The following is a 15,450-nucleotide window of genomic DNA, read 5'->3' as shown; positions in this document are numbered from 1 at the left end:
TCTGCAAACGGCCGATTACTTCGGACGCTTGGTACCGTACTTCGAACGACCCTGGTTACGACCTTTAACGCCGGAAGTGTCCAGAGAGCCGCGAACGGTGTGGTAACGCACACCTGGCAAGTCTTTTACACGGCCGCCACGGATCAGGACGACGCTGTGCTCTTGCAGGTTGTGGCCTTCACCGCCGATGTACGAGGAAACCTCGAAACCGTTGGTCAGGCGCACACGGCATACTTTACGCAGTGCCGAGTTAGGTTTTTTCGGCGTGGTGGTGTACACACGGGTGCACACGCCACGACGCTGCGGGCAGTTCTGCAGCGCAGGTACGTCGGATTTCTCGACGGTACGCTTACGCGGCTGACGTACCAGCTGGTTGATAGTTGCCATCTACTAGCTCCACTGATTGTCTTGCGACGCTATTGTCTTGCAAGAAAGCCAAAAATTGGCGAGACGGAGCCTCACCAAATTTAAGGGTACAAAAGTCTAAAGAGGATCTTGCGGCCAGTCAAGACAAAGGCCTCGCCCCTCCTGCCCGATCATCGGTGACATTTGGTGTCACCGCGATGCGGGAAGGAGGGCCGAGGCCCCGCCTTCGACTTAGTTGCCGCTGGAATTCAGCGCTTCGGTCAGAGCTGCTTCCACTTCACTGGCGCTTACGCGCAGTGGCTTGTCGGCATCACGGCGACGCTTACGCTCGCTGTGGTAGGCAAGGCCGGTACCCGCCGGGATCAGACGACCCACGACCACGTTCTCTTTCAGACCGCGCAGGTAGTCACGCTTGCCAGTGACGGCCGCTTCGGTCAGCACGCGCGTGGTTTCCTGGAAGGAAGCCGCGGAGATGAACGATTCGGTCGACAGCGAGGCCTTGGTGATACCCAGCAGTACGCGCGAGAACTTGGAGATGAACTTGTCTTCGCCAGCCAGACGCTCGTTCTCTACCAGTACCTGGGTCAACTCCATCTGGTCGCCTTTGATGAAGGTCGAATCACCCGACTCGGCGATCTCAACTTTACGCAGCATCTGACGCAGGATCGTCTCGATGTGCTTGTCGTTGATCTTCACGCCTTGCAGGCGGTAGACGTCCTGGATCTCGTTGACGATGTACTTGGCCAGTGCGCTGACGCCCAGCAGACGCAGGATGTCGTGCGGGTCGCTCGGGCCGTCCGAGATGACTTCGCCGCGGTTGACCTGTTCGCCTTCGAAGACGTTCAGGTGGCGCCACTTCGGAATCAGCTCTTCGTATGGATCGCTACCGTCGGTCGGGGTGATGACCAGGCGACGCTTGCCCTTGGTCTCTTTACCGAACGCGATGGTACCGCTGACCTCTGCGAGGATCGACGCTTCCTTCGGACGACGTGCTTCGAACAAGTCGGCAACACGTGGCAGACCACCGGTGATGTCACGGGTCTTCGACGTTTCCTGAGGAATACGTGCCAGAACGTCACCCACCGCGATTTGCGCACCGTCAGCCACACCGACCAAGGCGTTGGCCGGCAGGAAGTACTGTGCCGGTACGTCGGTACCTGGCAGGTACAGGTCCTTGCCGTTGGCATCGACCATCTTGATCGCTGGACGGATTTCCTTGCCGGAGGCAGGGCGATCCTTGACGTCCAGAACTTCGATGTTGGTCAGGCCGGTCAGTTCGTCGGTCTGACGCTTGATGGTGATGTTTTCTTCCATGCCCACGAAGGTCACGGTACCTTTCAGCTCGGTCACGATCGGGTGGGTGTGCGGGTCCCACTTGGCGACGATTGCGCCAGCATCGACCTTGTCACCTTCCTTGACCGAAATCACAGCACCGTAAGGCAGCTTGTAGCGCTCACGCTCACGGCCGAATTCGTCGGCAATGGCCAGCTCGCCGGAACGCGATACGGCAACCAGGTTGCCATCGGCGCGCTCGACCTGCTTGAGGTTGTGCAGACGTACCACACCACCGTTCTTCACCTGGACGCTGTCGGCAGCCGAGGTCCGGCTTGCAGCACCACCGATGTGGAAGGTACGCATGGTCAGCTGGGTACCCGGCTCACCGATCGACTGTGCGGCGATGACGCCCACGGCCTCACCGATGTTCACCTGGTGACCACGGGCCAGATCGCGACCGTAGCACTTGGCGCAGATGCCGTAGCGGGTTTCGCAGCTGATCGGCGAACGCACGATCACTTCGTCGATGCTGTTGAGTTCGATGAATTCGACCCACTGCTCGTCGACCAAGGTGCCTGCCGGCACGACCACGTCTTCGGTGCCTGGCTTGAACACGTCACGGGCGATGACACGGCCCAATACGCGCTCACCCAACGGCTCGACGACGTCACCGCCTTCGATGTGCGGGGTCATCAGCAGACCGTGCTCGGTACCGCAGTCGATCTCGGTCACAACCAGATCCTGGGCGACGTCGACCAGACGACGGGTCAGGTAACCCGAGTTCGCCGTCTTCAAGGCGGTATCCGCCAGACCTTTACGAGCACCGTGAGTCGAGATGAAGTACTGCAGTACGCTCAGACCTTCACGGAAGTTCGCGGTGATCGGCGTTTCGATGATCGAGCCGTCGGGCTTGGCCATCAGACCACGCATACCGGCCAACTGACGGATCTGTGCAGCGGAACCCCGCGCACCCGAGTCAGCCATCATGTACATGGAGTTGAAGGACTCCTGATCGACTTCGTCGCCATGGCGGTCGATGACCTTCTCTTTCGAGAGGTTGGCCATCATCGCCTTGGACACTTCGTCGTTCGCCTTCGACCACAAGTCGATGACCTTGTTGTACTTCTCGCCCTGGGTAACCAGGCCGGAGGCGTACTGGCTCTCGATTTCCTTCACTTCGTCGGTAGCGGTACCGATGATGCGGGCCTTCTCGTCCGGGATAACGAAGTCGTTAACGCCGATGGAGACGCCGGAAATGGTCGAGTAGGCGAAACCGGTGTACATCAACTGGTCAGCGAAGATCACCGTCTCTTTCAGACCAACCACGCGGTAGCACTGGTTGATCAGCTTGGAGATGGCCTTCTTCTTCATCGGCTGGTTGACCACATCGTACGGCAGACCTGCCGGGACGACCTGGAACAGCAGCGCACGGCCGACGGTGGTGTCGACGATACGGGTGTTCTTGACCTCGGAACCGTCGCGCTCACGTACGGTTTCGTTGATACGCACCTTGATCTTGGCATGCAGGGCAGCTTCGCCGGCGCGGAACACGCGGTCGACTTCCTGCAGGTCGGCGAATACGCGACCTTCGCCCTTGGCGTTGATGGCTTCACGGGTCATGTAGTACAGACCCAGTACAACGTCCTGCGACGGCACGATGATCGGCTCACCGTTGGCGGGCGACAGGATGTTGTTGGTCGACATCATCAACGCGCGCGCTTCGAGCTGGGCTTCCAGGGTCAGCGGCACGTGAACGGCCATCTGGTCACCGTCGAAGTCGGCGTTGTACGCCGCACAGACCAACGGGTGCAGCTGGATCGCCTTGCCTTCGATCAGCACGGGCTCGAACGCCTGGATGCCGAGACGGTGCAGGGTCGGTGCACGGTTGAGCAGTACGGGGTGTTCGCGGATCACCTCGGCGAGCACGTCCCAGACCTCTGGCAGCTCGCGCTCGACCATCTTCTTGGCGGCCTTGATGGTAGTCGCCAGACCGCGCATTTCCAGCTTGCCGAAAATGAACGGCTTGAACAGCTCGAGAGCCATCTTCTTCGGCAGACCGCACTGGTGCAGGCGCAGGGTCGGACCTACGGTAATTACCGAACGGCCGGAGTAGTCCACGCGCTTGCCGAGCAAGTTCTGACGGAAACGACCTTGCTTACCTTTGATCATGTCGGCCAGGGACTTCAGCGGACGCTTGTTCGAGCCGGTGATGGCGCGACCGCGACGGCCGTTGTCCAGCAGGGCGTCGACCGCCTCCTGCAGCATGCGCTTTTCGTTGCGCACGATGATGTCCGGCGCCGACAGATCGAGCAGGCGCTTGAGACGGTTGTTACGGTTGATCACCCGACGATACAGGTCGTTCAGGTCGGAGGTCGCGAAGCGGCCGCCATCCAGCGGTACCAGCGGACGCAGGTCCGGCGGCAGCACGGGCAGCACGGTCAGGACCATCCACTCAGGCAGGTTGCCCGAGCCCTGGAAGGCTTCCATCAGCTTCAGACGCTTGGACAGCTTCTTGATCTTGGTTTCCGAGTTGGTCTGCGGAATCTCTTCGCGCAGGCGGCCGATCTCGTGCTCCAGGTCAATGGCGTGCAGCAGCTCGCGGACAGCCTCGGCACCCATGCGGGCATCGAAGTCATCACCGAACTCTTCCAGTGCTTCGAAGTATTGCTCGTCGTTGAGCAGCTGACCTTTTTCCAGCGTGGTCATGCCCGGATCGATGACGACGTAGCTCTCGAAATAGAGCACGCGCTCGATGTCACGCAGGGTCATGTCCATCAGCAGGCCGATACGGGACGGCAGCGACTTCAGGAACCAGATGTGGGCGACCGGCGAAGCCAGTTCGATGTGCGCCATGCGCTCACGACGAACCTTGGCCAGCGCGACTTCGACGCCGCACTTCTCGCAGATCACACCGCGGTGCTTGAGGCGCTTGTACTTACCGCACAGGCACTCGTAGTCCTTGACTGGGCCAAAGATCTTGGCGCAGAACAGGCCGTCACGCTCGGGTTTGAACGTACGGTAGTTGATGGTTTCCGGCTTTTTGACTTCACCGAACGACCACGAACGGATCATTTCAGGCGACGCCAGACCGATACGGATGGCGTCGAACTCTTCGACTTGACCCTGGTTTTTCAGCAAATTCAGTAGGTCTTTCAAGGCCTTTCCTCCTGGCGGAGCAGGAAGCGGGCGATTACCAGCCCCGCTCCCCTCGCGTCACGTGTTATTCGGTTTCCAGATCGATATCGATACCGAGCGAACGGATCTCTTTGATCAACACGTTGAAGGACTCGGGCATGCCCGGCTCCATACGGTGATCGCCATCCACGATGTTCTTGTACATCTTGGTACGGCCGTTCACGTCGTCCGACTTCACTGTGAGCATTTCTTGCAGGGTGTAGGCGGCGCCATAGGCTTCCAGCGCCCAGACCTCCATCTCCCCGAAACGCTGACCACCGAACTGCGCCTTACCACCGAGCGGCTGCTGGGTGACCAGGCTATAGGAACCAGTGGAACGCGCGTGCATCTTGTCGTCCACCAAGTGGTTCAGCTTGAGCATGTACATGTAACCAACGGTCACCGGACGCTCGAACTTGTTACCGGTACGGCCGTCGAACAGCTGCATCTGGCCACTTTCCGGCAGGTCTGCCAGTTTCAGCATGGCCTTGATCTCGCTTTCCTTGGCACCGTCGAAGACTGGCGTGGCCATTGGCACACCTTTCTTCAGGTTGTTCGCCAGGGCGATGATCTCTTCGTCCGAGAACTCGTCGAGGTTTTCCTGACGACCGCCGATCTCGTTGTAGATCTCGGTCAGGAAGCCACGCAGTTCGGCGGCCTTGCGCTGTTCTTCGAGCATGCGGTCGATCTTCTCGCCCAGTCCCTTGGCTGCGAGGCCCAGGTGGGTTTCGAGGATCTGCCCGACGTTCATACGCGAAGGTACGCCCAACGGGTTGAGCACGACGTCGACCGGCGTACCGTTGGCGTCATGCGGCATGTCTTCGACCGGCATGATGACCGAGACTACACCTTTGTTACCGTGACGACCGGCCATCTTGTCGCCTGGCTGGATGCGACGACGGATGGCCAGGTAAACCTTGACGATCTTCAGCACGCCTGGAGCCAGGTCATCGCCTTGCTGCAGTTTGCGCTTCTTGTCTTCGAACTTGTCGTCCAGCAGACGGCGGCGGTCGACGATGTAAGCCTGGGCTTTCTCGAGCTGCTCGTTCAGGGCGTCTTCTGCCATGCGCAGCTTGAACCACTGACCGCGCTCGAGGCCGTCGAGGACTTCGTCGCTGATCACGGTGCCTTTCTTCAGACCAGCACCGCCATCGACGGACTGACCATTGAGGGCCGAGCGCAGACGCTCGAAGGTCGCGCCTTCGACGATGCGGAACTCTTCGTTGAGGTCCTTGCGGATCTCGTCGAGCTGCATCTTCTCGATCGACAGCGCACGGCTGTCACGCTCGACGCCATCACGGGTGAAGACCTGTACGTCGATGACCGTACCTTTGGTGCCGGTCGGCACGCGCAGGGAGGTGTCTTTGACGTCGCTGGCCTTCTCACCGAAGATTGCGCGCAGCAGTTTTTCTTCCGGCGTCAGTTGGGTCTCGCCTTTCGGCGTGACCTTGCCGACCAGAATGTCGCCGGCGCCGACTTCGGCACCCACGTAGACGATACCGGCTTCGTCCAGCTTGTTCAGTGCGGCTTCACCCACGTTCGGGATGTCCGCAGTGATTTCCTCTGGGCCAAGCTTGGTGTCACGCGCCACACAGGTCAGTTCCTGGATGTGGATCGTGGTGAAACGGTCTTCTTGAACGACGCGCTCGGACAGGCAGATGGAGTCTTCGAAGTTGAAGCCGTTCCACGCCATGAAGGCGATACGCATGTTCTGACCCAGTGCCAGCTCACCCATGTCGGTGGACGGGCCATCGGCCATGATGTCGCTGCGACGGACCCGATCACCTTTGCTCACCAGCGGACGCTGGTTGATGCAGGTGTTCTGGTTCGAGCGGGTGTACTTGGTCAGGTTGTAGATGTCGACACCGGCTTCGCCCGGCTCGACTTCGTCGTCCGCCACACGGACCACGATACGGCTGGCATCGACCGAGTCGATCACACCGCCACGACGTGCCACGACGCAAACGCCGGAGTCACGCGCAACGTTGCGCTCCATGCCGGTACCTACCAGCGGCTTGTCGGCGCGCAGGGTCGGTACGGCCTGACGCTGCATGTTCGAACCCATCAACGCACGGTTGGCGTCGTCGTGCTCGAGGAACGGAATCAGCGACGCGGCGACCGAGACGACCTGCTTGGGCGAGACGTCCATCAGGGTGACGTCTTCTGGCGCCTTGACGGTGAACTCGTTCAAGTGACGCACAGCGACCAGTTCGTCGATCAGCTGCTTGTTCTCGTTCATCGCGGCCGAAGCCTGAGCAATCACGTGGTCAGCTTCTTCGATGGCCGACAGGAACACGATGTCATCGCTGACCACGCCTTCCTTCACCACACGGTACGGGCTTTCCAGGAAGCCGTACTGGTTGGTGCGGGCATACGCCGCCAGGGAGTTGATCAGACCGATGTTCGGACCTTCCGGGGTCTCGATCGGGCACACGCGGCCGTAGTGGGTCGGGTGTACGTCACGGACTTCGAAGCCTGCACGCTCACGGGTAAGACCGCCCGGGCCAAGCGCGGAGACGCGGCGCTTGTGGGTGATCTCGGAGAGCGGGTTGTTCTGGTCCATGAACTGCGACAGCTGGCTGGAACCGAAGAACTCTTTCACCGCGGCCGCGACCGGCTTGGCGTTGATCAGGTCCTGCGGCATCAAGCCTTCGCTTTCAGCCATCGACAGACGTTCCTTGACCGCACGCTCGACGCGCACCAGGCCAACACGGAACTGGTTCTCGGCCATCTCGCCTACGCAGCGGACGCGACGGTTACCCAGGTGGTCGATGTCATCGACGATGCCTTTGCCGTTACGGATGTCGACGAGGGTCTTGAGCACCTCGACGATGTCTTCCTTGCTCAGCACGCCCGAACCTTCGATCTCGGTACGACCGATACGACGGTTGAACTTCATGCGGCCTACGCCAGACAGGTCGTAGCGCTCGGCACTGAAGAACAGGTTGTTGAACAGGGTTTCGGCGGCATCCTTGGTTGGCGGTTCGCCAGGACGCATCATCCGGTAGATCTCGACCAGCGCTTCCAGTTGGTTGCCAGTGGTGTCGATCTTCAGGGTGTCGGCGATGAACGGACCGCAGTCGATGTCGTTGGTGTACAGCGTCTCGATGCGTACCACCTGAGCCTTGGCGATCTTGACCAGCAGGTCGGTGGTCAGCTCGGTGTTGCACTCGGCGATGATCTCACCGGTAGCCGGATGCACGATGGCCTTGGCCGTGGTGCGGCCCAGGACGTATTCCATCGGAACAGCCAGCTCTTTCACGCCAGCCTTTTCCAGCTGGTTGACGTGACGGGCGGTGATGCGACGCCCCTGCTCGACGATGACTTTGCCGTTCTCGTCGTGGATGTCCATCGCGGCGACTTCACCACGCAGGCGCTGAGGCACCAGTTCCAGGCTGAGCTGTTCGCCCGAGACGTGGAAGACGTTGGTGGTGTAGAAGGTATCGAGGATTTCCTCGGTGCCGTAACCCAGCGCGCGCAGCAGGACCGATGCCGGCAGTTTGCGGCGACGGTCGATCCGGACGAATACGCAGTCTTTCGGATCGAACTCGAAGTCCAGCCACGAACCGCGGTAAGGAATGATACGAGCGGAGTACAGCAGTTTGCCGGAGCTGTGGGTCTTGCCACGGTCGTGGTCGAAGAACACGCCAGGCGAACGGTGCAGCTGGGAAACGATCACACGCTCGGTACCGTTGATAACGAAGGTACCGTTCTCAGTCATCAGGGGAATTTCACCCATGTAGACTTCTTGCTCTTTGATGTCCTTGATCGCTTTGTTCGACGATTCTTTGTCGAAGATGATCAGGCGCACCTTGACCCGCAGTGGCACTGCGAAGGTCACACCGCGAAGCACGCATTCCTTGACATCGAAGGCTGGTTCGCCCAGGCGATAGCCTACGTACTCCAGGGCAGCATTGCCGGAGTAGCTGATGATCGGGAATACCGATTTGAAAGCCGCGTGCAAGCCTATGTCGCGGAACTGATCCTTGGATGCTCCCGCTTGCAGGAATTCGCGATACGAATCCAGCTGGATGGCCAGGAGGTAAGGCACATCCATGACGTCCGGCAACTTGCTAAAGTCCTTGCGGATACGTTTTTTCTCAGTATATGAGTAAGCCATCAGCGTTCCCCAGCTTGGTCACCTGCTTGTTTGGCTTCTCCCGGCGGGAGCAGCCAGAAAATCGTGCAAACCCCGTGGTTTGCGCCACCCACTATGGGTGTTTACCGCGCGTTACCGGGGTCGAAAACAATCGACCACCAATAACGGAAAAAGGCCGGTGGCCTAAGCCACCAGCCATCAGCCTTCGCTTAACGCTCAGGCTGGAGTCGCACAGTCGAAATTACTTCAGCTCGACTTTAGCGCCAGCTTCTTCCAGCTTCTTCTTGGCGTCTTCAGCAGCTTCTTTCGAAACGCCTTCAGCAACGACCTGAGGAGCGGTGTCTACTTTCTCTTTGGCTTCTTTCAGGCCCAGACCGGTCAGTTCACGAACTGCCTTGATCACGTTGACCTTCTTGTCGCCAGCTTCCAGCAGAACGACGTTGAACTCGGTTTGCTCTTCAACGACAGCAGCGGCAGCAGCTGGGCCAGCAGCGGCGACAGCAGCGGTAACGCCGAAGGTTTCTTCCATTGCTTTGATCAGCTCGACAACTTCCAGAACGGTTTTCTGGCCGATTGCTTCGATGATTTGCTCGTTAGTCAGGGACATGACTTAAATCCTGTATTGGGGTGACAGCCTACGCAGCCATCAAATTAAACGTATGATTTTGAAAGCAGATGCGCAGGCTTAGGCCGCAGCAGCTTCTTTCTGGTCGCGAACGGCTGCCAATGTACGAGCCAGCTTGCTGGTAGCGCCTTGGATCACGCTCATCAGCTTAGCGATAGCTTCGTCACGGGTCGGCAAGGTAGCCAACACGTCGATCTGGTTGGCGGCAATGAAATTGCCGTCAAACGCAGCTGCCTTGATCTCGAACTTGTCCTGACCCTTGGCGAATTCTTTGAACAGACGAGCAGCAGCGCCCGGGTGTTCGTTGGAGAATGCGATCAGGGTAGGGCCAGTGAAGGCGTCGTTGAGGATGCTGAATTCAGTATCGGCAACGGCGCGCTTGAGCAGGGTGTTACGTACGACACGTACGTAGACGCCGGCTTCACGGGCCTCTTTACGGAGTCCGGTCATTGCGCTTACAGTCACGCCACGGGCATCAGCCACGACAGCAGACAGAGCGACTTTGGCAGCCTCGTTGACTTCAGCGACGATGGCCTTCTTGTCTTCGAGTTTAATTGCCACGGGTTTACTCCTGGTTTTAACCGTTTCATCTGGCCGGAGCCGGATGTCGTTTTGGTGTCTGATTCGATAACGAACCGGGAGCACCATCTGCGTAGGCTGGAGGTTTAAGACTTGCGTCGCCTACGGTCTTGGATAGCCCCCGCCAGGCAGGGACCCCAATCTCTTGCTACCGGCACGGTCAAACCGTGCCGGCATTGTCGCTTATACGTCGAGCGAACCTTGGTCGATGACCAGGCCTGGACCCATGGTGGTGCTCAGGGTAACGCGCTTGACGTAGATACCTTTCGAAGAAGCTGGCTTGATACGCTTCAGGTCAGCGATCAGGGCTTCAACGTTTTCCTTCAGCTTGATGGCTTCGAAGCCAACCTTGCCAACGGAAGTGTGGATGATACCGTTCTTGTCGGTACGGTAGCGAACCTGACCAGCCTTGGCGTTTTTAACCGCGGTGGCTACGTCTGGGGTCACGGTACCGACTTTCGGGTTAGGCATCAGGCCGCGAGGACCCAGAACCTGACCCAGCTGACCTACGACACGCATGGCATCAGGCGATGCGATGACGACGTCATAGTTCAGGTCGCCGCCTTTCATTTCGGCAGCCAGATCGTCCATACCTACACGGTCAGCGCCGGCAGCCAGAGCGGCCTCGGCAGCTGGACCCTGGGTGAAGACGGCAACGCGTACGGTCTTGCCAGTGCCGTGCGGGAGCACGGTAGCGCTACGAACGACCTGGTCGGATTTACGCGGGTCGACGCCGAGGTTGACAGCGATGTCGAACGACTCGGTGAACTTGACAGCAGACAGCTCAGCCAGCAGAGCGGCGGCGTCTTCGAAGCTGTAGCTCTTGCCAGCTTCGACTTTCGAAGCGATAGCTTTTTGGCGCTTGGTCAGCTTAGCCATTACACACCCTCCACGTTCAGGCCCATGCTGCGGGCAGAGCCGGCGATGGTGCGCACGGCAGCGTCCAAGTCAGCAGAAGTCAGATCGGCCTGTTTCGTTTTGGCGATCTCTTCCAGCTGAGCACGGGTCACGGTACCGACTTTGACGGTGTTCGGACGAGCCGAACCGCTGGTCAGGCCGGCAGCTTTCTTCAGAAGAACCGAGGCAGGGGTGCTCTTGGTTTCGAAGGTGAAGCTACGGTCGCTGTAGACGGTGATGATCACGGGAGTCGGCAGGCCGGCTTCTTGACCCTGAGTACGGGCGTTGAAGGCCTTGCAGAATTCCATGATGTTCACGCCGTGCTGACCCAGAGCTGGACCAACGGGCGGGCTTGGGTTGGCCTGGCCGGCCTTTACTTGCAGCTTGATGTAAGCCTGAATCTTCTTAGCCATGAGCTACTCCAAAATCGGGTACGAACGCCAAATGGCTCCCCGGATGACTTGCGTTTTATCCCAGTGACGACAAAACCCCGCAGCACATAGGGCTGCGGGGTATGGGATGCGTCGTTCTGCTAGACCTTCTCGACCTGGCCGAACTCGAGCTCTACCGGAGTAGAGCGACCGAAAATGAGCACTGCAACCTGCAGCCTGCTCTTTTCGTAGTTAACTTCTTCGACGTTACCGGTGAAGTCGGCAAACGGGCCATCGGTGACACGCACGGTCTCACCTGGCTCGAACAACGTCTTGGGCTTGGGCTTGGCGCTACCATCCGCAACGCGGCGCAGGATCGCTTCAGCCTCTTTATCGGTGATAGGCGCAGGCTTGTCTGCGGTACCGCCGATGAAACCCATTACGCGAGGCGTGTCTTTGACAAGGTGCCAAGTGCCTTCGCTCATCTCCATCTGGACCAATACATACCCAGGGAAGAATTTTCGTTCGCTCTTGCGCTTCTGGCCATTGCGCATTTCGACGACTTCCTCGGTAGGAACCAGGATTTCGCCAAAAACGTCTTCCATGCCAGCAAGCTTTACACGCTCAATCAGGGAGCGCATTACATGCTTCTCGTAACCCGAGTAAGCATGCACGACGTACCAACGCTTAGCCACGGGACACCCTTAACCAACAATCAAGGAAACCAACCAGCCGAGCAGGGAATCGAGACCCCACAGCAGCAACGCCATGACCAGCACTACGACCACAACGATCAACGTGGTCTGCATGGTTTCTTGGCGGGTTGGCCACACGACTTTACGGATCTCGGTGCGAGCTTCCTTCGCGAGCGCAAAGAACGACTTGCCCTTCGCCGTCTGCAGGGCAACGAAGCCTGCTACAGCAGCCAGAGCGAGCAATGCGAGTACGCGATACAGGATTGGCGCTGCGGAGTAATACTGGTTACCCACTACACCAACGACAACCAAAGCCACGACAGCCAGCCACTTGAACAGATCGAAACGTGTTTCTTGGGCTTCAGTTTTGGGAGTCATCGAGGAGGATCCTGTAAGAAGAAAGCCAATCACGCCGAGGTGAATGGCAGGTCAGGAGGGAATCGAACCCCCAACCTACGGTTTTGGAGACCGTCGCTCTGCCAATTGAGCTACTGACCTTTAACGCTGTATCAGGCGGCGCATTATGCCGATCTGACCTTGGGAAATCAACCACTTGTTAGAGCGTTTTTACTACTCGCCCTGCGCAGTGCCAACCTTGCGAATCGTTGGCTGCTGGCGCCTTACCAGAAAGCGAATTCGATCTTCCTGATAAAACAAAGGCAGATATTTTCATATCTGCCTTCGTCTATATGGAGCTCTTGAGCGGACTTGAACCGCTGACCTCACCCTTACCAAGGGTGTGCTCTACCAACTGAGCTACAAGAGCAAACACATTGAAAACAGCAAACTTGGAGCGGGTAGCGGGAATCGAACCCGCATCATCAGCTTGGAAGGCTGAGGTTCTACCACTAAACTATACCCGCGGAGCTTGCAGCTCTCGCAAAATGGTGGAGGGGGAAGGATTCGAACCTTCGAAGTCGAAGACGTCAGATTTACAGTCTGATCCCTTTGGCCGCTCGGGAACCCCTCCTGAGCGTGGGCGGCATTTTCAACTCTTGCCGTCCTACTGTCAAGCTTTTTCTCATTTAAATCTTGAGGTTAGCTCATTCGACAGCAGCTTCCGGTTCAACCACCTGAGTGGCGTTCCCTGCGAAGCGGGCGCCATTCTATCAAGCTAACCAGCACTTGCAACCCCCCCGCATAAAATAATTTTATGTTTTAAGTCTTTGAAATCCTTGGAAAGACTCGTGAGCACCGGCTGATCCAGCAAACGCTCGCTCTGGGCATCCACTTGCAACCAATACCCGGCCTCTCCTGGCAGTCTGTAAGCCAAGCTTTCGGTGGATATGTCCAAGCTGATCAAACGCTGGCGCAACGACTGCAGCTGCTCTTCGCTTTGCAATCCACCGACCACCAAGCATTCGTCACGCTTGCGCACTGCCCGTCCTGCTCCGGCTTCGCGTATCAAGCGAATTTCTTCCTGCCCACCTTTGTACAGCGATACCGGCGTTACATCCTTGGCCATCAGCGGTGCCTCATGTCGATGCCAAGCGAAGTAACCGATGTTGAGCACGAGTAGCAGCATGAATAACCAGCGCATAGAGACCTCAATGCATAGGGCAGGCGAGCGCGAGCCCGACGAATACCAAGTCCGGCACGGTGCGCGCTTGTGGCGCTGCGCTTTTTGCCAAGGGCGCGTCACCACCCGTGAGAAATACGGTGAAGTCATCCCCCCACAGCATTTTTGCCTGGTCGATCTGTGAGCGGGCAAACCCCTGCAACATCATCACGCAACCACGCTCTACGGCTTCCACTGTCGACGTGCCGGGCGTCAAGCTGGCCATCGCGCGCTCTGCCGAAGCGTCGTCATAGCGGATTCGACGTGTATGGGTGCGTAACTGGCTGCGCATCAATGGCATGCCTGGGCATATGTAACCACCCAAGTGATTGCCGTCTGCGCCCACGAAATCGGCTTTGGCTGCGGTCCCGAAATCGATGATCAGGCACGCCCCGTTAGCCAGGTGGAACCCGCCCAGAATTGCAAGCCAACGATCCATGCCTAGACGCTGGTAATCTTCATAACCATTGCGCACCCCTGCGAGCATTCTCGCCGGCGCTGCGACCTGCACGCCCACCTTGAAGGCTTCGTGTAGCGCCGCGCATAGTGTCGACGTTTCTTCCTCGCTGCGCACACTGACCATTCGGCAAGCCACCAACCGCACTTCTGGGTGACAGTTGGCGAGATCCTGCAACAGTTGCTCATCGGCGTCAGCGATACCACCGGCTATGATCGATGCATCCGCAGCGGCTATGACTCGCCACTTTATGAAGCTGTTACCGCAATCGAGCTCAAGAATCATCACGCAACCTCAGGCTGAGCTCACCACCGCTAAAGCTCTTTTCAACACCTTCAATTTCCAGGCGCAGGCCACCTTGCGCATCGATACCGCGTACAACCCCGTCTATCCGGGTATTACCCGCTATCAGCGAAGCCTCTCGGCCCTGCCAGGCATGCGCTTGCTCCCACTCATCCCGAAATACGGTGAATCCGTGCTGACGGTGCCTTTCCAGCTCATGTCCCAGCTGCCTACCCAGCGCGACCACCAGGTGATTGCGATCGACCTCTTTGCCTGTTTCACGCCTTAGGGAAGTCCATGCCTGGTCTACCTGGGCGTTGGCTTGCATGTTCACATTGATGCCGATACCTATGACCACATGGCAGATGTCCGCCGGATCGCCCACCAGCTCGAGCAGGATTCCGGCGACCTTATGATCACGAACTAGAACGTCGTTGGGCCATTTCAGGCCAACGCCTTTTACGCCTAAGGCCTGTAGCACTCGCATCACTGCAAGACCGACTACCAGGCTCAGCCCCTCGAGCTGACGCATACCGCCTTCTACACGCAATACCAGGCTGTAGTAGAGGTTTTCGGCAAAGGGGCTGATCCATTGCCGGCCACGCCGGCCACGCCCTGCGGTCTGGCTTTCCGCCAGGACCAAGAATGGTGTGGACCGTCCTTGCCCGATCAGTCGCAAGGCTTCGGCATTGGTCGAATCAATGGTTTCGTACACGAGCACCGGCCATTGCGGTGTGTGACCGTGTTCGCCTATGGCTTGGGTATCAAGCAGTTGTAGCGGAGTCGAAAGCTGATAGCCCCGGCCGCGCACTTTATGGATGGTCAGGCTGCATTCGGACTGCAGGTTCTGCAATTGCTTCCACACAGCGCTGCGACTCACCCCCAAGGCGGCGCCCAGTTCTTCGCCTGAGTGAAAACGGCCATCCTTTAGGAGGTTCAACAACTTCAGCATGCCAGTCTCGATTTTGAATGAGGCTGGCATGATAGCCACGCCCCGAAAAAATGGATAGGAACAACGGCATTGGAACGGGTGTACGCTTGCACGCGTAGAAAAGACAAAACCCCTACCTGC

At 58.4% G+C, this 15,450-nt stretch carries 12 protein-coding genes and 4 tRNA genes; all 16 read right to left on the bottom strand.

Translation table 11 applies throughout. The features are described from left to right. Nucleotides 1-15: 15 nt before the first annotated feature. Nucleotides 16-387: a 30S ribosomal protein S12 gene (gene rpsL / locus B4M43_RS19925; RefSeq protein ID WP_003257088.1), complete on the bottom strand. Its 372-nt coding sequence runs from the start codon at nucleotides 385-387 to the stop codon at nucleotides 16-18. A gap of 210 nt (nucleotides 388-597) precedes the next feature. Further along, nucleotides 598-4,797, bottom strand: a complete 4,200-nt coding sequence (gene rpoC, locus B4M43_RS19920) for a DNA-directed RNA polymerase subunit beta' (protein ID WP_296269196.1) — start codon at nucleotides 4,795-4,797, stop codon at nucleotides 598-600. A 64-nt stretch (nucleotides 4,798-4,861) separates the two neighbouring features. Beyond that, complete coding sequence (gene rpoB, locus B4M43_RS19915; RefSeq protein WP_296269195.1) at nucleotides 4,862-8,935, bottom strand: DNA-directed RNA polymerase subunit beta; 4,074 nt, start codon at nucleotides 8,933-8,935, stop codon at nucleotides 4,862-4,864. 220 nt (nucleotides 8,936-9,155) lie between these two features. Beyond that, complete coding sequence (gene rplL, locus B4M43_RS19910; protein WP_296269194.1) at nucleotides 9,156-9,521, bottom strand: 50S ribosomal protein L7/L12; 366 nt, start codon at nucleotides 9,519-9,521, stop codon at nucleotides 9,156-9,158. A gap of 78 nt (nucleotides 9,522-9,599) precedes the next feature. After that, nucleotides 9,600-10,100: a 50S ribosomal protein L10 gene (gene rplJ, locus B4M43_RS19905; RefSeq protein ID WP_296269193.1), complete on the bottom strand. Its 501-nt coding sequence runs from the start codon at nucleotides 10,098-10,100 to the stop codon at nucleotides 9,600-9,602. Nucleotides 10,101-10,301: 201 nt separating this feature from the next. Next, nucleotides 10,302-10,997: a 50S ribosomal protein L1 gene (rplA, locus tag B4M43_RS19900; RefSeq protein ID WP_296269192.1), complete on the bottom strand. Its 696-nt coding sequence runs from the start codon at nucleotides 10,995-10,997 to the stop codon at nucleotides 10,302-10,304. Then, on the bottom strand, nucleotides 10,997-11,428 hold the full coding sequence (gene rplK, locus B4M43_RS19895) for a 50S ribosomal protein L11 (RefSeq protein ID WP_028633698.1): 432 nt from the start codon (nucleotides 11,426-11,428) through the stop codon (nucleotides 10,997-10,999). Before rplK ends, rplA begins: the two co-directional genes overlap by 1 nt. 119 nt (nucleotides 11,429-11,547) lie before the next feature. Beyond that, nucleotides 11,548-12,081, bottom strand: coding sequence for a transcription termination/antitermination protein NusG (gene nusG / locus B4M43_RS19890; RefSeq protein WP_296269191.1), 534 nt, complete (start codon nucleotides 12,079-12,081; stop codon nucleotides 11,548-11,550). Nucleotides 12,082-12,090: 9 nt separating this feature from the next. Further along, a complete protein-coding gene (gene secE / locus B4M43_RS19885; protein WP_296269190.1) occupies nucleotides 12,091-12,459 on the bottom strand; it encodes a preprotein translocase subunit SecE in 369 nt (122 codons plus the stop codon). Between the two features lie 44 nt (nucleotides 12,460-12,503). Beyond that, nucleotides 12,504-12,579: transfer RNA gene (locus B4M43_RS19880), tRNA-Trp, on the bottom strand. A gap of 192 nt (nucleotides 12,580-12,771) precedes the next feature. Next, nucleotides 12,772-12,847: transfer RNA gene (locus B4M43_RS19875), tRNA-Thr, on the bottom strand. Between the two features lie 23 nt (nucleotides 12,848-12,870). Then, nucleotides 12,871-12,944 (bottom strand) — tRNA-Gly (locus tag B4M43_RS19870). A gap of 22 nt (nucleotides 12,945-12,966) precedes the next feature. Next, a tRNA-Tyr gene (locus tag B4M43_RS19865) sits at nucleotides 12,967-13,051 on the bottom strand. Nucleotides 13,052-13,195: 144 nt separating this feature from the next. After that, a complete protein-coding gene (locus B4M43_RS19860) occupies nucleotides 13,196-13,621 on the bottom strand; it encodes a hypothetical protein (RefSeq protein ID WP_296269189.1) in 426 nt (141 codons plus the stop codon). A gap of 7 nt (nucleotides 13,622-13,628) precedes the next feature. Next, nucleotides 13,629-14,381, bottom strand: a complete 753-nt coding sequence (locus B4M43_RS19855) for a pantothenate kinase (protein ID WP_296269188.1) — start codon at nucleotides 14,379-14,381, stop codon at nucleotides 13,629-13,631. Then, nucleotides 14,371-15,330: a bifunctional biotin--[acetyl-CoA-carboxylase] ligase/biotin operon repressor BirA gene (gene birA, locus B4M43_RS19850; protein ID WP_296269187.1), complete on the bottom strand. Its 960-nt coding sequence runs from the start codon at nucleotides 15,328-15,330 to the stop codon at nucleotides 14,371-14,373. The genes B4M43_RS19855 and birA overlap by 11 nt, the downstream gene beginning before the upstream one ends. Nucleotides 15,331-15,450 lie beyond the last annotated feature (120 nt).

The organism is Pseudomonas sp. UBA6562 (genome assembly GCF_002434265.1).
Lineage (GTDB): Bacteria > Pseudomonadota > Gammaproteobacteria > Pseudomonadales > Pseudomonadaceae > Aquipseudomonas.
Note: the sequence above shows the minus strand (reverse complement) of the source record. Positions and strands in the feature narration are given on the sequence as shown.